At 69.4% G+C, this 22,012-nt stretch carries 24 protein-coding genes; 15 read left to right on the top strand and 9 right to left on the bottom strand.

Translation table 11 applies throughout. The annotated features are described in order from the left end of the window. Positions 1 to 27: 27 nt before the first annotated feature. The 7 genes from clpS to AOM45_RS36435 all read left to right on the top strand — a co-directional run bounded on the left by clpS (position 28) and on the right by AOM45_RS36435 (position 3,804). Positions 28 to 327: an ATP-dependent Clp protease adapter ClpS gene (clpS, locus tag AOM45_RS36465; RefSeq protein WP_030469591.1), complete on the top strand. Its 300-nt coding sequence runs from the start codon at positions 28 to 30 to the stop codon at positions 325 to 327. Further along, positions 324 to 881, top strand: coding sequence for a DUF2017 domain-containing protein (locus AOM45_RS36460; protein WP_030469590.1), 558 nt, complete (start codon positions 324 to 326; stop codon positions 879 to 881). The genes clpS and AOM45_RS36460 overlap by 4 nt, the downstream gene beginning before the upstream one ends. Beyond that, on the top strand, positions 878 to 1,789 hold the full coding sequence (locus tag AOM45_RS36455) for a P1 family peptidase (RefSeq protein ID WP_030469589.1): 912 nt from the start codon (positions 878 to 880) through the stop codon (positions 1,787 to 1,789). Before AOM45_RS36460 ends, AOM45_RS36455 begins: the two co-directional genes overlap by 4 nt. Positions 1,790 to 1,808: 19 nt before the next feature. After that, positions 1,809 to 2,060 carry a hypothetical protein gene (locus tag AOM45_RS36450; RefSeq protein WP_156094029.1) on the top strand — a complete coding sequence of 84 codons (252 nt, stop codon included), beginning with the start codon at positions 1,809 to 1,811 and terminating at the stop codon, positions 2,058 to 2,060. Positions 2,061 to 2,135: 75 nt separating this feature from the next. Further along, complete coding sequence (locus AOM45_RS36445) at positions 2,136 to 2,546, top strand: M67 family metallopeptidase (RefSeq protein ID WP_030469587.1); 411 nt, start codon at positions 2,136 to 2,138, stop codon at positions 2,544 to 2,546. A 27-nt stretch (positions 2,547 to 2,573) separates the two neighbouring features. Next, positions 2,574 to 2,846, top strand: coding sequence for a MoaD/ThiS family protein (locus AOM45_RS36440; RefSeq protein ID WP_030469586.1), 273 nt, complete (start codon positions 2,574 to 2,576; stop codon positions 2,844 to 2,846). 7 nt (positions 2,847 to 2,853) lie between these two features. Further along, complete coding sequence (locus AOM45_RS36435) at positions 2,854 to 3,804, top strand: PLP-dependent cysteine synthase family protein (RefSeq protein ID WP_030469585.1); 951 nt, start codon at positions 2,854 to 2,856, stop codon at positions 3,802 to 3,804. A gap of 149 nt (positions 3,805 to 3,953) precedes the next feature. Here AOM45_RS36435 and AOM45_RS36430 read toward each other — a convergent pair whose 3' ends face one another. After that, entirely contained in the window at positions 3,954 to 4,814 is an 861-nt protein-coding gene (locus AOM45_RS36430; protein WP_030469584.1) for an SMP-30/gluconolactonase/LRE family protein, read from the bottom strand. Positions 4,815 to 5,007: 193 nt separating this feature from the next. On the opposite strand from AOM45_RS36430, the gene AOM45_RS36425 reads away from it, so the two are divergent. From AOM45_RS36425 to AOM45_RS36410, 4 genes are read left to right on the top strand one after another with little or no spacing between them, the layout of a single operon-like run. Continuing rightward, positions 5,008 to 5,619 (top strand): rhomboid family intramembrane serine protease, encoded by a 612-nt coding sequence (locus tag AOM45_RS36425; RefSeq protein WP_236703955.1) that lies wholly within the window; start codon positions 5,008 to 5,010, stop codon positions 5,617 to 5,619. Positions 5,620 to 5,630: 11 nt separating this feature from the next. Continuing rightward, a complete protein-coding gene (gene murI, locus AOM45_RS36420; protein ID WP_030469582.1) occupies positions 5,631 to 6,380 on the top strand; it encodes a glutamate racemase in 750 nt (249 codons plus the stop codon). Between the two features lies 1 nt (position 6,381). Beyond that, positions 6,382 to 7,149, top strand: coding sequence for an MBL fold metallo-hydrolase (locus AOM45_RS36415; protein WP_030469581.1), 768 nt, complete (start codon positions 6,382 to 6,384; stop codon positions 7,147 to 7,149). Then, positions 7,146 to 7,562: an OsmC family protein gene (locus AOM45_RS36410; RefSeq protein WP_030469580.1), complete on the top strand. Its 417-nt coding sequence runs from the start codon at positions 7,146 to 7,148 to the stop codon at positions 7,560 to 7,562. Before AOM45_RS36415 ends, AOM45_RS36410 begins: the two co-directional genes overlap by 4 nt. Here AOM45_RS36410 and AOM45_RS36405 read toward each other — a convergent pair. Beyond that, positions 7,520 to 8,014 carry a DUF2231 domain-containing protein gene (locus tag AOM45_RS36405; RefSeq protein WP_030469579.1) on the bottom strand — a complete coding sequence of 165 codons (495 nt, stop codon included), beginning with the start codon at positions 8,012 to 8,014 and terminating at the stop codon, positions 7,520 to 7,522. The genes AOM45_RS36410 and AOM45_RS36405 overlap by 43 nt on opposite strands. 49 nt (positions 8,015 to 8,063) lie before the next feature. On the opposite strand from AOM45_RS36405, the gene rph reads away from it, so the two are divergent. Next, complete coding sequence (rph, locus tag AOM45_RS36400; RefSeq protein ID WP_030469578.1) at positions 8,064 to 8,828, top strand: ribonuclease PH; 765 nt, start codon at positions 8,064 to 8,066, stop codon at positions 8,826 to 8,828. Then, on the top strand, positions 8,825 to 9,424 hold the full coding sequence (gene rdgB, locus AOM45_RS36395) for an RdgB/HAM1 family non-canonical purine NTP pyrophosphatase (RefSeq protein ID WP_030469577.1): 600 nt from the start codon (positions 8,825 to 8,827) through the stop codon (positions 9,422 to 9,424). The genes rph and rdgB overlap by 4 nt, the downstream gene beginning before the upstream one ends. Here the strand turns inward: rdgB and AOM45_RS36390 are convergent. From AOM45_RS36390 to AOM45_RS36370, 5 genes are all read right to left on the bottom strand, one after another. Next, the gene (locus AOM45_RS36390) at positions 9,421 to 12,285 is read right to left on the bottom strand and encodes an NACHT domain-containing protein (RefSeq protein ID WP_035911451.1); all 2,865 of its coding nucleotides are present in this window, start codon (positions 12,283 to 12,285) and stop codon (positions 9,421 to 9,423) included. The genes rdgB and AOM45_RS36390 overlap by 4 nt on opposite strands. Before the next feature lie 10 nt (positions 12,286 to 12,295). Next, on the bottom strand, positions 12,296 to 12,637 hold the full coding sequence (locus tag AOM45_RS36385; protein WP_030469575.1) for a DMT family transporter: 342 nt from the start codon (positions 12,635 to 12,637) through the stop codon (positions 12,296 to 12,298). 274 nt (positions 12,638 to 12,911) lie between these two features. Continuing rightward, the gene (gene bcp / locus AOM45_RS36380) at positions 12,912 to 13,379 is read right to left on the bottom strand and encodes a thioredoxin-dependent thiol peroxidase (protein ID WP_030469574.1); all 468 of its coding nucleotides are present in this window, start codon (positions 13,377 to 13,379) and stop codon (positions 12,912 to 12,914) included. 10 nt (positions 13,380 to 13,389) lie between these two features. After that, a complete protein-coding gene (locus AOM45_RS36375; protein WP_030469573.1) occupies positions 13,390 to 13,917 on the bottom strand; it encodes a hypothetical protein in 528 nt (175 codons plus the stop codon). Between the two features lie 337 nt (positions 13,918 to 14,254). Next, positions 14,255 to 15,283: an LLM class flavin-dependent oxidoreductase gene (locus AOM45_RS36370; protein ID WP_035911448.1), complete on the bottom strand. Its 1,029-nt coding sequence runs from the start codon at positions 15,281 to 15,283 to the stop codon at positions 14,255 to 14,257. A 122-nt stretch (positions 15,284 to 15,405) separates the two neighbouring features. On the opposite strand from AOM45_RS36370, the gene AOM45_RS36365 reads away from it, so the two are divergent. Together AOM45_RS36365 and AOM45_RS36360 are read left to right on the top strand one after the other, a co-directional pair. Beyond that, a complete protein-coding gene (locus AOM45_RS36365; RefSeq protein WP_030469571.1) occupies positions 15,406 to 16,452 on the top strand; it encodes an NAD(P)-binding domain-containing protein in 1,047 nt (348 codons plus the stop codon). Positions 16,453 to 16,482: 30 nt separating this feature from the next. Continuing rightward, a complete protein-coding gene (locus AOM45_RS36360; protein WP_030469570.1) occupies positions 16,483 to 18,765 on the top strand; it encodes an ATP-binding cassette domain-containing protein in 2,283 nt (760 codons plus the stop codon). Between the two features lie 19 nt (positions 18,766 to 18,784). Here AOM45_RS36360 and AOM45_RS36355 read toward each other — a convergent pair whose 3' ends face one another. After that, entirely contained in the window at positions 18,785 to 19,417 is a 633-nt protein-coding gene (locus AOM45_RS36355) for a DedA family protein (RefSeq protein WP_035911446.1), read from the bottom strand. A 95-nt stretch (positions 19,418 to 19,512) separates the two neighbouring features. Then, positions 19,513 to 22,011, bottom strand: coding sequence for an NPCBM/NEW2 domain-containing protein (locus AOM45_RS36350; protein ID WP_236703954.1), 2,499 nt, complete (start codon positions 22,009 to 22,011; stop codon positions 19,513 to 19,515). Position 22,012: the final 1 nt, after the last annotated feature.

The following is a 22,012-nucleotide window of genomic DNA, read 5'->3' as shown; positions in this document are numbered from 1 at the left end:
TGCGGCGAACATGACACCATTGGCGGTATGACCACGCCCGTCGAACAGGAACGGACGCAGCCGGAGGCCGTCGGCGCGGAGATCGCCGCCGAGGACCGACCGTGGCAGACCGTGGTCTGGAACGACCCGGTGAACCTCATGTCTTACGTGACGTACGTGTTCCAGAAGTTGTTCGGCTTCAGCAGGGACAAGGCGACCAAGCTGATGCTCGACGTGCACCACAAGGGCAAGGCGATCGTGACCTCGGGCACCAAGGACAAGGTGGAGGCCGACGTGGCGAAGCTCCACGCGGCAGGCCTCTGGGCGACCATGCAGCGGGCCTCGTGAAGCGGTGGATCCGCGACGGCGACGTCGTCATCGGGCGGCTGGACCGGCAGGAGGCCGCGGTCGTGCGCGGTCTGGTCAGCCAGATCCAGGACATGCTGCTGGCCCGCGCGGAAGAAGCGCCGCAGGACGAGCTCGCGGAGCTCACCGGCATCAGAACGGGCTCGTCGGAGGCACCCGACGACCCGATCCTCGGCCGGCTGCTGCCCGACTTCCACCGCCTGGACGACGACGCGCCGGACCCCGACGAGGTCAACTCCGCGGCGGCGTTGCGGTCGCTGCACGAGCCGGAGCTGCTGGACCACAAGACGGGCGCGGCCGAGGTCGTGCTCCAGACGTGCTCGCCCGACGGCGGCGAGATCCGGTTGTCGATCGGTGAGGCGGAGGCCTGGCTCGCGTCGCTGAACGACGTGCGCCTGGCGCTGGGGACCGCGCTCGACGTCACCGAGGACATGCCGGAGGAGCTGCCGCCGGAAGACCCGAGATCGCCGCACCTCGGCGTCTACCACTGGCTGACCTGGGTGCAGGACACCCTGGTCGAGGCGATGATGCCGTGATTCCCGGCGTTCTCGTCGGCCACCACCACCGCGTCGAACCGGGCTGGGCCACCGGCACCACCGTCGTGCTGGTGCCCTCCGGTGCGGTCGGCGCCGTCGACGGACGCGGTGGCGCGCCGGGAACACGTGAGACCGACCTGCTGGACCCGGCGAACCTGGTGCAGCAGGTGCACGCGATCTGCCTGTCCGGCGGCTCGGCGTACGGGCTCGCGGCGGCGGACGGCGTCATGCGGTGGCTCTCGGAACGGTCGATCGGCTTCCAGGTGGGCGCGCAGCCGCACCACGTCGTGCCGATCGTGCCGGGCGCGGTGATCTTCGACCTGCCGATGTCGGAGTGGGGCAACCGCCCGGACGCGTCGTTCGGCTACGAGGCCTGCTCGAACGCCTCCGCGGAGTTCGCTCTCGGCTGCGTCGGCGCGGGTGCCGGTGCGCGCGTGGGGTCGTTGAAGGGCGGCGTCGGCACAGCGGCCACGAAGGTCGGCGAGCACCACGTCGGCGCGCTGGCGGTGGTGAACGCGGCCGGTGAAGTCGTCGACAGGGCAACGGGTCTGCCGTGGTTGCCGTCGCTCGGCACCACGCCGGTCGAGCTGCCCGAGCACAAACCGCAGGGCCTCAACACGACGATCGGCGTCGTCGCGGTGGACGCGGATCTGTCCAAAGCGGAGTGTCAGCGGCTCGCGATGGCGGCGCAGGACGGCCTGGCGCGAGCCGTGCGACCGGCGCATTCGATGTTCGACGGCGACACGGTGTTCGCGCTGGCCACGGGTGCCGTGCCGCTCGCGGAGCCGCGCCCGTTCGCCCTCGACGCCCTCTGCGCGGCGGCCGCGGAGGTGTTCGCGGACGCCGTGGTGTCCGGTGCGCGCGAGGCGACGACGCTCGGTGAGGTCAAGGCGTTCCGCGACCTCTGAGCCGGGTACCCCACCCGGCATGAGCGATGTGATCGACCAGGCCGCCGGTGTCGTGTCCGAGCTCGTGCCGCCACCCGTCCGTCGTCATCCGCTGCACGGCCGCAACACCGCGTTGCTGCGCGTGGCCATCGGCGCCACCACGGCCGCCACGGCGGTCGAGCTCGCCGAGTGGGCCACGCTGTCCGAGCAGGAACGGCGTGGCGGCGTGCTCCGGCTCGGTGCGCTCGCGGCGGCGACGTGGTGCCTCGTGAAGGCGCTGCGGTGCCGATGACGCAGGTCAGACCCCCTGTGTAGTGCAATATCTCGCATACCGAGACAACTCCCGCCAGCCCGTAGGATTGAACGCGTGCTGGTGATTCGCCGTGACCTGGTGGACGCGATGGTGGCCCACGCGCGCCGCGATCATCCCGACGAGGCGTGCGGGGTGATCGCAGGGCCGTACGGGTCCGATCGGCCTGAGCGCTTCATCGAGATGGAGAACGCGGAGCGGTCGCCGACGTTCTACCGGTTCGACGCCGCCGAGCAGCTCAAGGTGTGGCGCGAGATGGACGCGAACGACGAGGTGCCGGTGGTCGTCTACCACTCGCACACCGCGACCGAGGCGTACCCGTCCCGCACCGACATCTCGTTCGCCGGCGAGCCTGAGGCGCACTACGTCCTGGTCTCCACGCGTGACCCGATCGAGCACGAGGTGCGGTCGTACCGCATCGTCGACGGTGTCGTGACCGAGGAACCGGTCAAGATCATCGAGTCCTGAGCCACATTCCCCGGAGGTAGAACCATCATGGCCGTCACCGTGTCGATCCCGACCATCCTGCGCACCCACACCGGGGGCGAGAAGTCGGTGTCCGCTGCCGGTACGACGCTCGCCGAGGTCATCGACGACCTGGAGAACAACCACGGTGGCCTCAAGGCCCGCCTGGTCAAGGAGGGTGCGCTGCACCGCTTCGTCAACGTCTACGTCAACGACGAGGACGTGCGCTTCGCCGGTGGCCTCGAGGCCGCGGTGAAGGACGGGGACAACGTCACCATCCTCCCGGCCGTCGCGGGCGGCTGATCCACCCATGGCCCGCTACGACTCGCTCCTGGACGCGCTCGGCGGGACGCCGTTGGTGGGCCTGCCGCGCCTGTCGCCGTCCGAGAACGTGCGCATCTGGGCGAAGCTCGAGGACCGCAACCCGACCGGCTCGATCAAGGACCGGCCCGCGCTGGCCATGATCGAGGCGGCGGAGCGGGACGGCGTGCTGCGTCCCGGCGCGACGATCCTGGAGCCGACGTCCGGCAACACCGGCATCTCGCTCGCCATGGCCGCGAAGCTCAAGGGCTACGGCCTGGTGTGCGTGATGCCGGAGAACACCTCGACCGAACGCCGTCAGCTGCTGCAGGCCTACGGCGCGCGCATCGTGTTCTCGCCCGCCGCGGGCGGCTCGAACCAGGCCGTCGCCACGGCGAAGGAGCTCGCCAAGCAGAACCCGGACTGGATCATGCTCTACCAGTACGGGAACCCGGCGAACGCGGACGCGCACTTCCGCGGCACGGGCCCGGAGATCCTCAAGGACCTGCCGGAGATCACGCACTTCGTGGCCGGTCTGGGCACGACGGGCACGCTGGTCGGCGTCGGGCGGTTCCTGCGCGAGGCCAAGCCGGACGTGCAGATCATCGCCGCCGAACCGCGGTACGGCGAGCTGGTCTACGGCCTGCGCAACCTCGACGAGGGCTTCGTGCCGGAGCTGTACGACGAGTCGGTGCTGACCGGGCGGTACTCGGTCGGCTCCTACGACGCGTTGCGCCGCACCCGGCAGCTGCTGGAGACCGAGGGCATCTTCGCCGGCATCTCGACGGGCGCGATCCTGCACGCGGCGCTGGCCGTGGCGCAGAAGGCCGAGGTGGCGGGGAAGGCCGCGGACATCGTCTTCGTGGTGGCGGACGCAGGGTGGAAGTACCTGTCCACCGGTGCCTACGCCGGAACGCTGGACGAGGCGGCCGCCAGACTCGACGGCCACCTCTGGGCGTGATCGGTCAGGCGCCCTTCCAGGCGTGGTCGTCCTTCATCGCATCCCCCCAGAGATGCTAGTGCGGGCCGGTGTACTGCTCTTTTGTAGTTCACCGGCCGGTCGGCGCGCATCCGTATAAACCACATGGTGATGCGCGTGACGTCGAGCGGCTAACCGTTGAACGCGACGCCCGGAACGCCCTGGCCGATGCCCGGCAGCACCAGCACCGACCCGTTCAGCTGACGGTCGATCAACGCCTGGTCCGGCAACCCGACTCGGGCGGACGTGACGTAGAGGTCGGTGAAGTCGGCCCCGCCGAAGCAGCAGGCGGTGGGGTTGTCCACGGGCACCGCGATCTCGCGGTCCAGCTCGCCCCGCGGTGTGTAGCGCCGCACCGCGTGCCCGCCCCACAACGCGACCCACACGCACCCGTCGGCGTCGACGCACAGCCCGTCCGGCCAGCCTTCGGTGTGGCCGACGTGCGTGAGCGGGCGGCGGTTGGAGACGGTGCCGGCGGCGTTGTCGAAGTCGAAGACGTCGATCCGCCGGGTCGGGGTGTCGACGTAGTACATGAGTTTCCCGTCGGGGCTCCAGCCGACGCCGTTGCTCGTGTTCACCTTGTCGACCATGACCTTCGCGGCGCCCTCGCCGGTGATCCTGGCGAGCCAGCCCTCGTCGGCGGCCTGGTCGTAGCGCATCGTGCCGGCCCACAGCCGCCCGGACGGATCGACGCCCGCGTCGTTGCCGCGCACACCCTCGCGAGCCCAGTAGACGAGCCAGCTCTTGGTGCCGTCGCGGTCGATCAGCGCGATGCCGTCGCGCAGGTTGCAGACGATGCCGCCCTGCGCGCGTGGTTTCGCGGCACCGACGTGCTGGGGGAGCACGAGCACGGCGTCGTCGTCCCGCGCGGGGGCGTAGCGGTGCACCTCCGAGGCCAGGATGTCCACCCACAGCAACGTGGAGCTGCCGTGGTCCCACGTCGGGCCCTCGCCGAGCTGGGCGGACGCGCGCACCGCTACTTCGATCGACACCCGATCACCTTAGGCCGTGTCCTGTGAGCCTCGTCGGACGGCAACCGCGCCCGAGGGGCTTTCTGACGGCACCGCCGCGATCCCCGAATACGCCCGGTATGAGGGCATCGCGGCGGCACCGTCAGAAAGCCTCTCGGACGTGGCTGCCATCGAACGAACTCACAGGACACGGCCTGCCACGTACCCTGGTCTGGTGGACCGCACCGCCCTGGCGAAACGAGTCATCCCGCCGCACCCCGTGCTGTCGTTCCTCGTCGTCGCCGGGTTCGTCGGCTTCCTCTACGTGGTCGAGGCGTTCGACGTCGCGACCGGCGGTTCCCTGGAAGGCGACGGCGTGCGGCCGCGCGACTTCAGCGAGTGGGACAACCTGCTGTGGATGCCGTTGATCCACGGCGACTGGAGCCACCTCACCGGCAACGCGGTTCCGTTGCTGCTGCTGGGTTTTCTCGCCACCTCTGGTGGGTTGAAGCAGTTCTTCCAGGTCACCGCGGTCATCTGGCTGACGAGTGCGTTGGGCGTGTGGGTGTTCGGCAGTCCCGGCAGCCACATCGGTGCGTCCGGGCTGGTGTTCGGGTTCCTGGCGTTCCTGCTCGTGCGCGGGCTCTTCGCGCGGTCGTGGCTGCAGATGGTGATCGCGGTCGGCGTGTTCGCGTTGTACGGCGCCGCGCTCTGGGGCGTGCTGCCCGGTCAGCCGGGTGTGTCGTGGGAAGGCCACCTGTTCGGCGCAATCGGTGGCGTGCTGGCGGCGTGGGGTGTGTCTCGTGACAACCGGCGCAGCACAACACCAGCTACATTCTCGGCGTGACGATCGGGATCATGGACTCGGGCGTCGGCGGCCTGACGGTCGCCCGAGCGATCATGGACCAGCTGCCCGGCGAGTCGATCCACTACATCGGCGACACGGCTCATGGTCCCTACGGGCCGCTTCCGATCGCGCAGGCGCGCAAGCACGCGCTGGAGATCTGCGACCGGCTGGTCGACGAGGGCGCGAAGATGCTCGTGATCGCGTGCAACACCGCGTCCGCCGCGTGCTTCCGCGACGCCCGTGAGCGCTACGACGTGCCGGTGGTCGAGGTGATCCTGCCTGCCGTGCGGCGAGCGGTGATGACGACCCGCAACAACAAGATCGGCGTGATCGCCACCGTCGGCACGATCAACTCCCACGCCTACCAGGACGCGTTCCAGGCCGCGCGCGACGTGACCGTGACGGCGGCGGCGTGCCCCCGGTTCGTGGACTTCGTCGAGCGCGGCATCACGTCCGGCCGGCAGGTGCTCGGGCTGGCGCAGGCCTACCTGGAACCGTTGCAGCGCGCCCAGGTCGACACGGTGGTCCTGGGCTGCACGCACTACCCGTTGCTGACGGGCGTGATCCAGATCGTCATGGGCGAGGCCGTGACACTGGTGTCGAGTGCGGAGGAAACGGTGAAGGACGTCGTGCGGCTGCTCACCGAGCGCGACGAGTTCGCCTCCGAACCACCCGTCCACCGGGTGACGTGCACTGGTCCGCCCGAGCGGTTCGCGAAGCTCGCGGCCCGGTTCCTCCCTACCTTCGAACAATGGGGATGACGTGCTGCTGACCGTGCTCGGCTGCTCCGGCAGCATTCCTGGACCGGGCGCGGCCGCGTCCGGCTACCTGCTGGAGGCCGACGGCTTCACGCTGGCGCTGGAGTTCGGCAACGGGGTGCTGTCGCGGTTCCAGGAGGAGCGCCCGCTGTTCTCAATGGACGCTCTGGTGCTGTCGCACCTGCATCCCGACCACTGCGTCGACGTGTCCTCGCTGTACGTGGCGCGGAAGTACCACCCGTCGCCGCCCACGGGGGCGTTGCCGGTGTACGCGCCCGCGGAGGCGCCCTCGCGGTTCGTCGCCGCCTACGCGCCGAACGAGGCCGAACGGGCGTCGTTGGACTTCAGCGACGTCTTCTCGTTCCACGGCCTGGGGGCGCCGGTCGAGATCGGACCGTTCACTGTGGACTCAGCCGTGGTGGCACACCCTTGCGAGGCTTACGGGTTCCGGATCTCGTGCGGTGACGTGACCCTGGCCTACACCGGGGACAGCGGGCCGTGCGCCGCGCTGGACTCGTTGGCGGCGGGCGTCGACGTGCTGCTGAGCGAGGCGAGCTGGACGCACGCCCCGGACCGCCAGCCGGACCTGCACCTGTCCGGGCGCGAGGCGGGTGAGCTCGCCGCGCGGGCGGGGGCGGGACGGCTGCTGATCACGCACGTGCCGCCGTGGACGTCGCGTGAGGACGTGCTGGAGGAAGCCCGATCGGCGTTCGACGGGCCGTGTGAGCTGGTCGTGCAGGGCGGCCGGTACGAGGTGGGGGAGCAGTCATGATCGAGATCGAGCGGGTGGGCGACCACGAGTTCGTCGCCTCCAACGAACGCGGCGCCACGGTGCGGATCGGCCGCAAGGGCCAGGAGGGTTCGTTCAGCCCGGTCGAACTGCTGGTGGCGGCCGCGGCGGGCTGCGCGGTGGTGACGTCGGAGACCCTGATCCTGCGCCGCACCGGCGGCGAGCAGCTGTCGGCCGTCGCGGACGCGGTGCAGTCCGAGAGCGGCAACGAGGTGATCTCCATCCCGGTGACGCTCTCTTACGACCTGTCCTCGGTGGACGATCCGGAGGCGCTCGAAACCGTCGTCCGTCGCGCCGTGGAGCAGTTCTGCACGGTCACGCGGACGCTGAAGCAGTCGGCGACGGCGCCCCTTCAGCTGCCGATGCCGCTCCAGACCGCCGAAGACCCGCTGTGACCGGCGCGCACCGTCTGCACGGTGGTGCCGATCGCGAGCAGCACGACCAGCACGCTCACCACGACTGAGATCACCCGCCACGTCTTCGTGGTGGGCGCCTCGGCCGCGCGTTCGCGGTCGGCGAGCCTGCCGGCGACGAGCAACGCGATCACCGCGACGCCGAAGCCGAGCGCGAGGGGCAGCAACATGTCGCCGAGCGCGGCGTGCGCCTCGATGGCGGGGTTGGGCCCGATCCTCTGCGCCAGCGACGCCTGGAGGTCCTCGCCGGCCTCCTTGGCCACCGGAACGGCGGCGACGCCGGCCAGCGTGACGCCGAGGACGGGCCACGCGTACCTGCGCCGCCAGCTCGGTACCAGCGCGATCGCGACCGAGCTCAGCGCCGCGAGGGGCAACAGCACGACCACGGCGTGCACGAACAACGGGTGAAGCGGAATACCGTCGATCGTCAGCATGTATCTCCCTACGCCATCGCGCTCCGCAGGGTTCATTAGGGTAGGCCGCGTGGTGCGAAGCGACGGTAGGAACGACGACGTGTTGCGTGACGTCCGGATCACGCGTGGATATCAGACCTGGCCCGCGGGCTCGGTCCTGGTCGAGTTCGGGAACACCCGCGTGCTGTGCGCGGCGAGTGTCACCGAAGGCGTCCCCCGCTGGCGTTCGGGCTCCGGCCTCGGCTGGGTGACCGCCGAGTACGCGATGCTGCCGTCCGCGACGCACAGCCGCAGCGACCGCGAGTCCGTTAAGGGCCGCATCGGTGGCCGCACGCACGAGATCTCGCGCCTGATCGGCCGGTCGCTGCGGGCCTGCATCGACCTGGCGGCGCTCGGCGAGAACACCATCGTCATCGACTGCGACGTCATCCAGGCCGACGGCGGCACCCGCACCGCGGCCATCACCGGCGCGTACGTGGCGCTGGCCGACGCGGTGACGTACCTGGGCGCGGCCGGTCGCCTGGCCGACCCGAACCCGCTGTCGTGCGCCGTGTCCGCGGTCTCGGTCGGCGTCGTGGACGGCCGGGTGCGCCTCGACCTGCCCTACGAGGAGGACTCGCGGGCCGAGGTCGACATGAACGTCGTCGCCACCGACGCGGGCACGTTGATCGAGGTCCAGGGCACCGGCGAGGGCGCGACGTTCGCCCGGTCCACTTTGGACCGCATGCTGGACGTGGCACTGCTGGGCTGCGCCGAGCTGAACCGCATCCAGGCCGCCGCGCTGGCCGAGCCGTACCCCGGCGTGCTGCCCGAGCCCAAGGCGAGCAAGCGGTGAAGCTGCTCCTGGCCTCGCGCAACGCGAAGAAGCTGCGCGAGCTGCAGCGCATCGTGGCCTCGGAGGGCCTGTCGGGCATCGAGGTGCTGTCGTTGTCGGACGTGCCTTCGTTTCCCGAGGCGCCGGAGACCGCGCCGGACTTCGAGGGCAACGCGCTGGCCAAGGCCCGTGACGCCGCCGCGGCCACGGGCCTGGTGTCCGTCGCGGACGACTCCGGGCTCGCGGTGGACGAGCTGAACGGCATGCCCGGCGTGCTGTCCGCCCGGTGGTCGGGTCGTCACGGCGACGACGACGCCAACCTGGACCTGCTGCTCGGCCAGCTCGGCGACGTGCCGGACGAGCGTCGTGGTGCGGCGTTCGTGTCGGTCGTGGCCATGGTCGTGCCCGGTGGCGAGGAGGTCGTCGTTCGCGGGGAGTGGCGCGGGACGTTGCTGCGGGCGCGGCGGGGGACCAACGGGTTCGGGTACGACCCGATCTTCGTGCCTGAGGGGTACGAGATCACCTCTGCGGAGATGACGGCGGAGGAGAAGGACGCGGAGTCGCACCGGGGCCGCGCCCTGAAGCTGCTTGTGCCGCACCTGCGCAAGCTGGTCTAACCGATCCACTCAATCCGCACGTCGGGGCCGAGCTCGTCGACCCCGATGTGCGTGTTGAGCTGGTGCAGCCTGAGCCGAAGGTGTCGCCCGCTGAGCGGCCGAAGATCGATCGGGACGTCACGGCTCGTGCCGAAGAACACGGAGTCCAGGTGCGGCAGCGGAGGAAGGGCACCGAGGTTCGGCCAGCGGCTGCAGGTGAGGGTACGTAGTCCGAGCACTTGTGCGATCGGGCTCAGGTCGCAGTCGGAAGCCACCTCGCTCAGATAGAGGTGTTTCAGTCTTCGTCCGCGCACGAATTCCAGGTCGGCCCACGGTTCCCTTTGGTACAGGGCGAGTGCGGTCTCGATTGGCGGCAGCTTGTCCAGGTTCGTGAATCGTTGCGCGCCCGTCACGTGGATCATGCGTGGTGCGGTTGCCGCGAGCAGGCTGAGATCCACCTCCCCTCTTGTCTGCACATCGAGGTGGCGAAGTCCTTTCAGCATGCCGACGAAGCCCAGGTCTGGCTGTATTTCGTGGCGTGGCAGCCAGGCGTCCGTGCCGACGAGCTGGCGGAGGTGCGACAGGTGAGGAATCAGACGAGCGGACGCAATCCTGGCGTAGCCGCGGTCGAGCGGTGCGTCGACCAGGACCTCCTCCGCGTAGCGCTGCGGGTCGAAGTTCAGCCACGCGTCGACCAGCTCCTTCTGCACGCTGAGCCGGCCGTCGCGGGCATAGCCTGCCAAGCGGACCATCGCCTCGGGTGACCCGATCAAGGCCGCGCTGCGGACCGTCGCGGCTGCGGCGGCCTCGGACAGTTCGCTCAAGTCGGCGGGCAGGTAGCGCAGCACGCGATGGCCGATGGTCGCCAGCGAGGCCGTTTCCTTGGTGCTGCGCGGCGGAACCAGCGTGTCCTTGATCATCGAGTCGACCCGCTCGTGCACCCCCGCGTCGACGTCCTTGACGGTCTCCAGGCAGGCGGCGGCGAGCAGGCGCAGCCGCCGGCTGCATCGTGGTTCTCGATCAGCGCGGTCGAGCACCTTGGTCAGCAGGTCGCTCACGTCGGCCCGTCGCCCGTGACCGCACGCGAGCACGATCGTCTCGGCCCAGGAGTCGAGGTGCGCGTGGGACACCAACGTGTCGACGTGGTCGTCCTCCATCGCCTCCTCACCGGCGAGGTACTCCTGGAACGTCCGGTGCACGAAGTCCACCCGCCCCAGCACGGGTTCGCGGATGACGCCGCTGCGTTCCAGCAGGTGCGTGACGATGACGTCCGGCTCCTCGTCGACGTTGGGCATCGCACGGACCTTTCGCGCCACGTGCTCGCGGACCTTCTGCGTCGGCAGCTGGCTGCGGCCGCCGAGCGTCAGCCGCCAGGCCAAGTCCCGCAACAGAACCGTCTTGTCCGAGGTGGTGAGGACCCGCGCGATGCCGCGTTCGGCGTCACGGAGGTCCAGCAACATGGTGAGGGCCGCCGCGTACAGCTCCATGCGGTTCTGCGGCAGTTCCGAGACCCTCCCGAGGTTCAGTGCGCACAACATCGCGCAGAGCAGGGGTGAGGAAGCCAGGGAACGCAGATGTTCGCGGCTGTCGAGCTGGGTGACGAGCCTGCGCCGAGCTTCCTCAGGCGCACCGGCTGCTTCGTGCCAGCGCTGGACGAACGCCTTCACGTCGGCGGAGCTCATCTGTTCGAGCAGGACCGAGGAGAACGCCAGCTCCTCCAACCACTTCTCGTCAGCCGCAGCGGGACGGGCGGTGACAACGAACTGGGCGTCGGGGAAGGCGTGCACCAGTCCGCGCAACCACTCGCGGACGTTGCGGCGCTTCTGCGGCGGCACCTCGTCGACGCCGTCGACCAGCACCAGGCCCCGGCCCTCGCGCAGCACCCGGTGAACCCAACCGGCAGGCATCAGCCCGGCGAGCGGCCCCGTCAGGAACTCCTCCGGGCGTGGCAGCGGGGAGTCGGCGTAGGCACGCAGCCTGACGGGGAACGGGATGAGGCCGTTCCACGTGTCCAGGTCGTCGGAGAACCCGCTGCGGGCAGCGGTCACCGCGAGCCAGTCGAGCAGCGTCGTCTTGCCGGAACCCGCTTCGCCGCGCACGAGAGTGCGACCGCTCAGCGCGGACTCGACGCGCACACCGGACCGTGCCTGGTCGCTCTCGCTGAACCACTCGCGTCCCTGCCGCTCCTGACCTGACACGGTGAGGCTCAGGTACGCGACGCTCAACGCCAGCCTGGGCTTGTCCTTCATGGACAACCCGAGCAGTTCCAGGCGATCCAGATTCGCCGCGATGTAGCGCAGGTACTCGTCGCGGAACTCGTCGTCGTTGTCCGTCCCGGCAGGCGCGTACAACGAAGTCCGGGGCAGACGGGCCAGCACGTCCTCCAGCAACGCCGTCTGGGCCGTGGCCCGGGACAGCACCTCGGCAAGCGCGCGCGGCTGGAACGACGGCAGGTGCCTGATGATCTGCACGAGATAGCGGCACGACTGGTCGAGCGCGATCTCGTAACAGCGCCCGAAATCCTGACGCGGCACCGAGCGGCGGATGCGCTGGGCCAGGACCTCCGGGTCGGTGTCGTCGGCGAGCAGGGCCCCATCGGACAGGTCGACGCACGACAACGCCTCCTCCACCGCGGCCAGCGAGGCGGTGACGTCGTCGTCGGCGAACCGTTCGAGGACGGCTTCCAGCTGTTCGGTGACCTGGTGGCCGATGTGCTGGACCAGGGTGTCGAGCTTGGCTCGTTGGGTGGGCTTCGAGAGTTCCAGCGCCGCCAGGTCGGTCAGCGACAGGGAGCGGGTGTCCGGCGTGGCGAGCCATTCCGTGGCGGCGCGCAGCGCCACCGACTGGCCGAGCTTCGAGACAGCGACGACTTGTAAGCCCACCCAAACGAGGTTAGACGGCTGCCGCCTGCGCGTGGGACGCAACGGACACAACGCACACGCCTGCCGCGATCAGCGCCATGCCGCCCAGCATCGCGAGGTTGAGCGGGTCGGAGAACAGCACGCGGCTGGTGATCGCCACCAGCGCGATGCCCGCGCCCGCCCAGATCGCGTACGTGATGGCGACGGGCACGCCCATCCGGATCACGAGCGACTCCAGGTAGAGCGCGGTGAGGAAGCCCGCGCCGAGTCCGGCCACGGGCAGGGGTTTCGTGAAGCCGTCGGAGTACTTCAAACAAAGGGTCGCGAAAACCTCCGCGCCGACGGCGGCGGCGAGCAACATCCACTTCAACATTGAATTTTCCCAGCACGAAATGCACGCAGCGCCAGGCGTGCGTGTTCGGAACAACGATGGACTGTGGGCTCAAACGCCCAGGTCAACCGCCACGCGTGGGGAAGTGGACACGCAGAACGAAATCAGACGGGATGTCGGGGCCGCGAGGTGCCGTCAAGCGACACACGGTGTATCACCCTCACCGGAACAGGGGCGGCATTTGTTGCACGCCCTCACCCCGACCATACCCGAAGAACGGGTCGCCGTCGCCACGAAAGCGACGGCGACCTCGCATTCACGCGGGGAGTTCGCGCAGCAGCTTGGCGACGTGGCCGGTGGCGCGGACGTTGTACATGGCCTTGACGATCTTGCCGTCGGGGCCGACGAGGAACGTCGAGCGGATCACGCCCTGGACGGTGCGACCGTAGTTCTGCTTCTCGCCGAACGCGCCCCACTCGACGAGGACCTTCTTGTCCGGGTCGCCGAGCAGCGGGAAGGTCAGGCCCTCGGCGTCGCGGAACTTGGCGAGCTTCTCCTGCTTGTCCGGCGAGATGCCGACGACGGAGTAGCCGAGGTCGTTCAGCTGGGCGAGGCTGTCGCGGAAGTCGCACGCCTGCTTGGTGCAGCCCGGCGTGCTCGCCGCCGGGTAGAAGTACACGACCACGGACTTGCCGAGGTAGTCGGACAGGGACACCGGCTTGCCCTCGCTGTCGGGCAGCGTGAACGCGGGCGCGGTGTCTCCGGGCTCGAGACGACTGGTCATGCCCGAAAGCCTATGCCTGGCCCTCGAACACCGTCGCCGCGTCCTGGCCCTGGCCACCCGGCTGGATGGTCAGCTCGATGTGCACCGGCAGCTCGGACACCGCGAACGCCAGCTGGATCTGGGTGTCGCGGCCCGGCGGCAGTTCCGCCACGGCCGCGGCGAGACCGTTGAGGCCCTGCACCGAGTCCACGAGCTCTGCGGCCGGGTTGCCGTCCGCCGTGGCGCGCACGGAGAGCTGGGAGGGGCGGTAGGAGGTCTTGGAGCCGTTGTAGACGGTGATCGTGAACACCGCGGTGCGCTTGGCCGGGGGAATCGCCGTCGCTGACGGCGCGAGGGAGCGGGGAGCGGACACCACAACGGACAGACCCGAGGACCACACGCGCTGCGTGCCGAACGCGGCGGCACCGGACGCGCTGGGCGTCTCAGCCCGTTGTTCCACTGTCAGGTTCTCGTCGGGGGTGATGGCGACACCGGGGCCCGCACATCCCGCCACGGCCAGCAGCAGGCACAGGCCCGCGGCCGATTTGGCGAACTTCACGAACTCCCCTTTCCCACCCCGGCGGTGGGTGTGAACGACTCTCGTCAACTGTGACGGTGCCGAAGGGGGTGGGGCGAACGAAAGTGGCCTCTGAAGCGGACCTGGTGCCGGGCCGTGGCCGACTCGTGATGGGCGACGTGGGCGGCGCCACAGAGTGCGCCTGCCCCACGCCGTCCTGCGGCCGAGACCGCTTGGTGATGCTAGGGAGCGCGTCGGGGGGCGTGCGCGCTCACACCGATCATCGCCCACTGTGTGTCTGGCGCTACAAGGGGAGCCGTTTATCACCCGTTCAGAGCAGTGGCAGTCGTACGAAACGTGAAGCTCACGCCTAGCCGACTCACGTATGTGCGGCTGAACGGCCCAACGAAGGCGTCCGTTCGGCTACATCGCTGAGCAGTTCGAACGAACGGAGACGGTCCTCGTGCCCGTGCACGATGGTCGTCACCATGAGCTCGTCGGCGGCCGTCGACTCCATCAACGCGTCGAGTCCCGCGCGGACCGTTGAGGGGGACCCGATGATCTGGGTGGCCATGCGGTCTTCGACCACCAGCTCGTCGATCTCGGTGTACGGGTAGTCCGCGGCCTCCTGCGGTGTGGCCAGCGGACCGGGCCGGCCCTGGCGCAACCGCACGAATGAGAGCGCTCCCGGCCCCGCGATCCACCGGGCGTGCTCGTCGGTGTCGGCGACGATCACCGAGGCGCACACCATGGCGTACGGCTCTGACAAAACCTCGGACGGGCGGAAGTGCTTCCGGTACAGCTCCAGCCCCGGCAGCGTGTTCTGCGCGCTGAAGTGGTGGGCGAACGCGAACGGCAGGCCCAGCAGCCCCGCGGCCTGCGCGCTGTAGCCGGACGAGCCGAGCAGCCAGATCGGCGGCTTGTTGCCGGCGGCGGGCACGGCGTTGAGCTCCGCGGTGCCCTCGAAGTACTTGATCAGCTCGGTGAGCTCCTGCGGGAAGTTCTCCGCGGAGAGACCGGCTTCGGTGCGCCGCAACGCCCTGGCGGTCTTCTGGTCGGTGCCGGGCGCGCGGCCGATGCCGAGGTCGATCCGGCCGGGGTGCAGGGCTTCGAGCACGCCGAACTGCTCGGCGACCACGAGCGGCGCGTGGTTGGGCAGCATCACGCCGCCCGAGCCGACGCGGATGGTGGACGTGGCGTCCGCGATGTGCCCGATCAGCACGGCGGGCGCGGACGACGCGATGCCCGGCATGTTGTGGTGCTCGGCGAACCAGTAGCGGTGGTAGCCGAGTCGTTCGGCCTGCTGAGCGAGCTCCCGGGAGTTCCGCAGCGCGGTCGTCGCATCCGATTCCGACGTGATCGGGGCGAGGTCGAGAACGGACAGCGGGATCTCAGTCAGACGGCTCATACATCGATCAACACCGATACTTCGTGACTTCTTCCGTGATGCGGGTAACTCGTTCCGCGGCGTCCTTGATCTGTTGGTCACACCCTGAGAAGACCGTCCGCCCTCCTGCGGTTGACACTGGTGTGACGGACGTGGTGGTGATCGGCGCGGGGCAGGCGGGCCTGTCCGCCTCCTACTTCCTGCGCAAGCGCGAAGTGGAGCACGTCGTGCTGGACGCGAACGACGCTCCGGGCGGCGCGTGGCTGCACCGGTGGCCCAGCCTGCGGATGCGCACGGTGCACGGCATCCACGAGCTGCCCGGCATGCCGTTCGAGCAGCCGCGGCCGGAGGAACGCGCCAACGAGGCGATCCCGTCGTACTTCGCCCGCTACGAACAGCTCTTCGACCTGCCGGTGGTGCGCCCGGTGAACGTCACGCAGGTCGTGAACGACGGTTCGCTGCTCAAGGTCGAGACCTCCGACGGCGTCTGGGCCACGCGCGGCCTGATCAACGCGACCGGCACGTGGCGCCGCCCGTTCTGGCCGTACTACCCCGGCCAGGAGACGTTCCGGGGACGTCAGTTGCACACCGCCGACTACCAGGGCCCCGAGGAGTTCGCGGGCAAGCGCGTCGTCGTCGTGGGTGGCGGCGCGTCGGCCACGCAGCTGCTGATGGAGCTCGCCCCTGTCGCGCTCGAGACCCGGTGGGTCACGCGCCACGAACCGGTGTGGCGCGAAGGCCCGTTCACCGAGGACTACGGCCGCCAGGTCGTCGGCATGGTCGACGAACGCGTCCGCAAGGGGCTGATCCCGCGCAGCGTCGTGAGCGTGACCGGGCTGGCGCTCAACGACCAGACACGCGCCGCGATCGCGTCCGGGGTGCTCGACCGCAAGCCGGTGTTCGAGCGCATCACGCCGGACGGTGTCGCGTGGGCGTCCGGCGAGCACTTCGACGCCGACATCATCCTGTGGGCCACGGGATTCCGGCACGACCTCGACCACCTCGCGCCCCTGCACCTGCGTTCGGCGGGCGGCGGCATCAAGGTCGACGGCACGCGCGTGGTCGCCGACCCGCGCATCCACCTCGTCGGGTACGGCCCCTCCGCGAGCACGATCGGCGCCAACCGGGCCGGCCGCAGCGCCGTCCGCGAACTGGTGCGTCACCTGGAGACCCCAGCCCGGCTCGAGTGACGATCGACCGGCGCGCGGGACCGTCGTGCGATGAGCCGCAAGCGTGGACAGGAACCAATCGCCGCCGACAGCCACGACGTGATCGAGGTGCGCGGGGCGCGGGAGAACAACCTGCGCAACGTCTCGCTGGACATCCCCAAGCGCCGCCTCACCGTCTTCACTGGTGTGTCCGGGTCGGGGAAGTCGTCGCTCGTGTTCGGCACGATCGCCGCCGAGTCGCAGCGGCTCATCAACGAGACCTACACGGCGTTCCTGCAGGCCATGATGCCGAACCTGGGCCGCCCGGACGTCGACGAGCTGCGCAACCTCAGCGCCGCGATCATCGTCGACCAGGAACGCATGGGCGCGAACTCGCGTTCGACGGTCGGCACCGCCACCGACGCGCACACCATGCTGCGCATCGTGTTCAGCCGGCTCGGCAAGCCGCACATCGGCACGTCCACCGCGTTCAGCTTCAACTCGACCGACGGCATGTGCCCGGAGTGCGAGGGCATCGGCAGTGCCCGCGGCCTGGACCTGAACGAGATGTACGACGTCGAGAAGTCCCTCAACGAGGGCGCCATCACGATCCCGAACTTCCACCCGCGCTCGCAGTACTGGCAGACCTACAACATGTCGGAGTTCTTCGACATGGACAAGAAGCTCAAGAACTTCACGAAGAAGGAGTGGGAGCTCTTCCTCCACGCTCCGGCGCAGAAGCTCAAGCGGGACAAGTTCAACTTCAACTACGAGGGCCTGCTGGTCAAGTTCGACCGGATCTACGCGGGCAAGGAACGCGACACGGTCCAGCCGCACGTGCGGGCGTGGATGGACCGCGCCATGACGTTCACGACCTGCAACGCCTGCAACGGCACCAGGCTCAACCAGGCCGCGCTCGGCTGCAAGATCAAGGGCAAGAACATCGCGGAGCTGTCCTCGATGCAGATCAGCGACCTGGCCACGTTCCTGCGCAAGGTCGACGACTCCGAGGTGGCGCCCCTCCTGGCGAACCTGCTGAACACCTTGGACTCCCTGGTCGAGATCGGCCTGGGGTACCTGTCGCTGGACCGCGAGTCCGGCACGCTGTCCGGTGGTGAGGCGCAGCGCGTGAAGATGGTGCGGCACCTCGGCTCCGCGCTCACCGACGTGACGTACGTCTTCGACGAGCCCACCACCGGACTGCACCCGCACGACATCGAGCGGATGAACGACCTGCTGCTCCGCCTGCGGGACAAGGGGAACACCGTCCTCGTCGTAGAGCACAAGCCCGAGGCCATCGCGATCGCGGACCACGTCGTCGACCTCGGCCCCGGCGCCGGCGTGCACGGCGGCGAGCTCTGCTACACCGGCGACCTGGCGGGCCTGCGCAAGTCCGGCACGTTGACGGGCACGCACCTCGACCACAAGGTGGGCCTGCGCGACCAGGTGCGCGGGTTCAAGGGCAAGATCTCGGTCAAGGGCGCGAAGCTGCACAACCTCAAGAACGTCTCCGTGGACATCCCCCTCGGCGTGCTCACCGTCGTGACGGGTGTGGCGGGCTCCGGCAAGTCGTCGCTGATCCACGGCTCGCTCGGTTCGCGTGCCGACGTGGTCAAGGTCGACCAGTCGCCCATCCGCGGCTCGAAGCGCTCGAACCCCGCCACCTACACGGGCATGCTCGACCACATCCGCAAGGCGTTCGCCAAGGCCAACAACGTCAAGGACTCGCTGTTCAGCGCCAACTCCGACGGCGCGTGCCCGAACTGCAAGGGCATCGGCCTGATCTACACCGACCTCGCGATGATGGCGGGCGTCGCCACCGTGTGCGAGGAGTGCGGCGGCAAGCGGTACACGCAGAAGGTGCTGGGGTACAAGCTCAACGGCAAGAACATCGCCGAAGTGCTGGAGATGCCGATCGCCGCTGCGGCCTCGTTCTTCGCCGACGGGCCGACGAAGGTGATCCTGGACCGGCTCGTGGACGTGGGGCTGGGGTACCTCGGGCTCGGGCAGCCGCTGAACACGTTGTCCGGTGGTGAGCGGCAGCGGTTGAAGCTCGCGATCAACATGACCGACAAGGGGTCGGTGTACGTGCTCGACGAACCCACGACCGGGCTGCACCTGGCTGATGTGGACCAGTTGCTCGGGTTGCTGGATCGGTTGGTGGACAACGGGAACACCGTCGTGGTGATCGAGCACCACCAGGCCGTGATGGCGCACGCCGACTGGATCGTCGACATGGGGCCCGGGGCTGGGCACGACGGTGGCAAGGTCGTGTTCACGGGGACGCCGCAGGACCTCATCGCGTCCGGTGAGACGGTGACGGCTCAGCACCTGCGGACGTACGTGAAGGGATGAACGCCGGGGCCGGTGCTGCTCAGGAGCGCGTCCGGGCAGCCTCCGGTTCGGCCTTTCTCGCCCGCACCAGGCGTGACACCACGAAGAACACCACCGCCACGGCCGCCAGTCCCAGCACGACCTTCGACATGATGCCGACGTACTGCTCGACCAGGTGCCAGTTGTCGCCCAGCAGGTAGCCGGCCAGGATCAGTGCCGTGTTCCACAGCAGGCTGCCGGCTGCCGTGTAGGCGAGGAACGGCGCCATTCGCATGCGCTCGATTCCGGCCGGGATCGAGATCAGGCTGCGGAACACCGGGATCATGCGGCCGAAGAAGACCGCGCGGTAGCCGTTGCGCAGGAACCAGGCCTCGGTCTTGTCCACATCGGACAGGCGGACCAGTGGCATGCGGGCGGTGACGCGGCGGACTCGGTCCCGGCCCAGCACGGCGCCGATCCAGTACAGGACCAGTGCGCCCGCGACGGAGCCCGAGGTGGTCCAGAGGATGGCGTCCAGCAGCGACATCCTGCCCTGGGCCGCGGTGAAACCGGCCAGGGGCAGGAAGAACTCGCTCGGCAGCGGTGGGAAGAGGTTCTCCAGCGCGATCGCCAGCGCCGCTCCGGGTGCGCCGGCCACGTGCATCAGGTCGGTGACCCAGTCGACCAGGTTCATGGAGTCCAAGTTACGGACGACGAGCTGAGAGGACAGTGGTGTGAGCCGCAGAACCGGGGTGGGGAAAGCCCCACCCCGGCTACCGCGGAAAACCGTCAGGAGCAGCGAATCCTCGCGTCGGCCCAGGAAGCGTGGTCGTTCGTCGTACCGTCGCCGCCATCTGAGACGCGCAGGGTGAGAGTCCTCACGCCGGTCACGTCCACGGCCAGCTCACGCGCGGGTGAGCGCACGCCGAGCACGCCGGAATCCGTCAGCACCACGCCGTCGCCGAGCACCTGGAACGACACCGTGCCGCCCACGCGTTGCCGTGCCACGTCCAGGCCCGCCTCGTCGTCGACGCCCACCGACGCGGCGAAACCCGTGCAGCGGGCGTCCAGTGCGTAGGTGATCTCGGACGAGGCGTGTGTGCCGAGACCCTTGCCGTAGGTCACGCGGCGCAGAGCGATGCCACGGCCGTCGAGCGCCGCGGTGCCGCCGTTGGAGATGTCCTTCTCGACCGGGCCGTCACCGCCGACAGCGGACACCCACGGCCGGTCGCTCAGGTACGACCACGAGTCGGACAGCGGCCGGACCAGGTGCACCCGTGCGGTCTGCTCCGACTCCACACCACCGTTGAACGTCGCGACGACCGGGATGTCGAAGTAGCCGTAGGACGTGGGCGCGGCAGGTGGGACGACGGTCCACGTGCCCGACAACGCCTGTCCGGGGCGCACCGAACGCGACGTGACCGGAGCGCCGGACACCGACCAGCCCGCAGGGACGCGCGGCGCCAGCGTCACGTTTCGCACGTCCTCCCGCGTCTGGAACAACCCCGTCACCGAGAACCCACGCGCGGAAGCCGTCACCGACGTCGACGGCACCGCACGCACCGGTCGTTCGCACGACGAGCCACGGCAGGCGATGGCCGCGAAACCGCCGTTGGCCGCCACGTCCAGCGTCAGCGCGTCTCCGGCCCGGACGTTGCGCACCTCGCGCACGAGGCCGGCGGGGCCGTCCCTGGTGATCTCCACCCGCCACCGGCCCGCGGGCAGGTCGAACGGTACGGACACGGTGCGCGCGGCACCGGAGTACCCGCCGCCGACGAACCACCGGTCGCCAGAGCGCCGGGCGAACACCGAGTGGTCGGCCGGACGACCTGACAGCAGACGCGTCTCGTCCCACGCGGTCGGCACCTGGTCGATGAAGCGTTCGGCGACGGGGCGTGCGGCGTAGTCCTCGGGTCGTCCGGCGAGGTTCGCGAGACCCGACTCGTAGATCACGGTCAGCGCGAGCTCGTGCGCGTCGGAGGTGGTGCGTGACGGGCGGTGCCAGGCCAACGGCGTGTAGTCCATGCCTCCGACGACACCGCGCGTGAACGGCAATGCGGTCAGATGAGCTCCTGTCAGGCCAGAGGACTTCTCACCGCCGTGTACGGCTTCCATCGTCATGACGTGTGGCCATGTGCGGTGAATGCCGTGCGGGATCGTCGAGCCGTGGAAGTTCACCAACAACTTGTGCGCGGCGGTCTCCGCGAGGATGCGGTCGTACCAGCGGTAGCGGTCCTGGCCGTCGGAGTCCATGAAGTCGATCTTCACGCCCGCGATGCCCCACTTCTCGAACAATGCGAGCCGCGTGGCGCTCTCCGCGGGAGTGTCGAGTTCGTCGTAGTGGATCCAGAGATGGATCTTCACGCCGCGAGCGCGCGCGTACGACACCAGCTCGGGAATCCACGACGTCTGCTCCCACGTCGGGTCGTAGTCCCAGTTCGGGTCGAAGTACCAACCGGCGTCCACCAGCGCGTACGGCCAGCCGTGCTGCGCCGCGTAGTCCACGTACCGCTTCTGCGTCGCGAGGCTCTGACCTGCCTCGCGGCCACCGGCGAGCCAGCTCCAGAACACCTTGCCGGGCTTGATCCACGACGTGTCGCGCACCTTCGACCGAGGCGCCAGGTCGTCCACGAGGGTCGACGTGGAGACGTCCGCCAACGAGCCGACGACGGCCGTGCGCCACGGCGACTGCCACGGGCCGTCCACGGTCACCTGCTCGTCCCAGTACTTGATCGCGTACGCCGGTGAGCCGGCGGTGTGCACGAGCCGCGCACCCGAGTGCCGACCGTCCACAGCGGACTCGGTGAGCAGCGCGTACACGCCGCTGGAAGTCTCGAACAGCGCCGGATGCAGGTACTCGGCCGTTTCCGCGGTGAGAGCGTTCATCTGCACGAACGGGTTCTCGTAGTCGCGCCGGTACTTCGCGATCCACGCCGTCGCAGCGGACGGAACCACGAACGCCGACGTCTCTCGCAGCACGTTGCCCAAGCCCGCAGGCAGCTCGTACCGGTACGCGACACCATCCGCCGCCGTGCGCACGACCACGTCCAGACGGGCCGCACCGGCGAACGAGTAGCGCTCCTCCTTGTGGGCCACCGTCCGCTGCCGCTGCTTGCCCGACGACGCGGTGTAGTGCTCGACCACACGCCGCTCGGTCCGCCCGGTCAGGCGCAGACCTGTGGAAAGATCCGCTCTTTCCGTCACCACGCCCAACGGGCTCGGCTCCAGCACCGTGGTGCCGCCCCGCGTCACCGACAGTGTCGGAACGCCGTTCGAGACCGTCACCACG

It is taken from the genome of Lentzea aerocolonigenes (assembly GCF_000974445.1).
GTDB classification, from domain to species: domain Bacteria; phylum Actinomycetota; class Actinomycetes; order Mycobacteriales; family Pseudonocardiaceae; genus Lentzea; species Lentzea aerocolonigenes.
Note: the sequence above shows the minus strand (reverse complement) of the source record. Positions and strands in the feature narration are given on the sequence as shown.

Coding starts and splice junctions, on each gene's coding strand:
- clpS (WP_030469591.1), top strand. CDS start 28: ATGACCACGCCCGTCGAACAGGAACGGACGCAGCCGGAGGCCGTCGGC.
- AOM45_RS36450 (WP_156094029.1), top strand. CDS start 1,809: ATGAGCGATGTGATCGACCAGGCCGCCGGTGTCGTGTCCGAGCTCGTG.
- AOM45_RS36440 (WP_030469586.1), top strand. CDS start 2,574: ATGGCCGTCACCGTGTCGATCCCGACCATCCTGCGCACCCACACCGGG.
- AOM45_RS36435 (WP_030469585.1), top strand. CDS start 2,854: ATGGCCCGCTACGACTCGCTCCTGGACGCGCTCGGCGGGACGCCGTTG.
- murI (WP_030469582.1), top strand. CDS start 5,631: ATGGACTCGGGCGTCGGCGGCCTGACGGTCGCCCGAGCGATCATGGAC.
- AOM45_RS36410 (WP_030469580.1), top strand. CDS start 7,146: ATGATCGAGATCGAGCGGGTGGGCGACCACGAGTTCGTCGCCTCCAAC.
- AOM45_RS36405 (WP_030469579.1), bottom strand. CDS start 8,014: ATGCTGACGATCGACGGTATTCCGCTTCACCCGTTGTTCGTGCACGCC.
- AOM45_RS36385 (WP_030469575.1), bottom strand. CDS start 12,637: ATGTTGAAGTGGATGTTGCTCGCCGCCGCCGTCGGCGCGGAGGTTTTC.
- bcp (WP_030469574.1), bottom strand. CDS start 13,379: ATGACCAGTCGTCTCGAGCCCGGAGACACCGCGCCCGCGTTCACGCTG.
- AOM45_RS36370 (WP_035911448.1), bottom strand. CDS start 15,283: ATGAGCCGTCTGACTGAGATCCCGCTGTCCGTTCTCGACCTCGCCCCG.
- AOM45_RS36360 (WP_030469570.1), top strand. CDS start 16,483: ATGAGCCGCAAGCGTGGACAGGAACCAATCGCCGCCGACAGCCACGAC.
- AOM45_RS36355 (WP_035911446.1), bottom strand. CDS start 19,417: ATGAACCTGGTCGACTGGGTCACCGACCTGATGCACGTGGCCGGCGCA.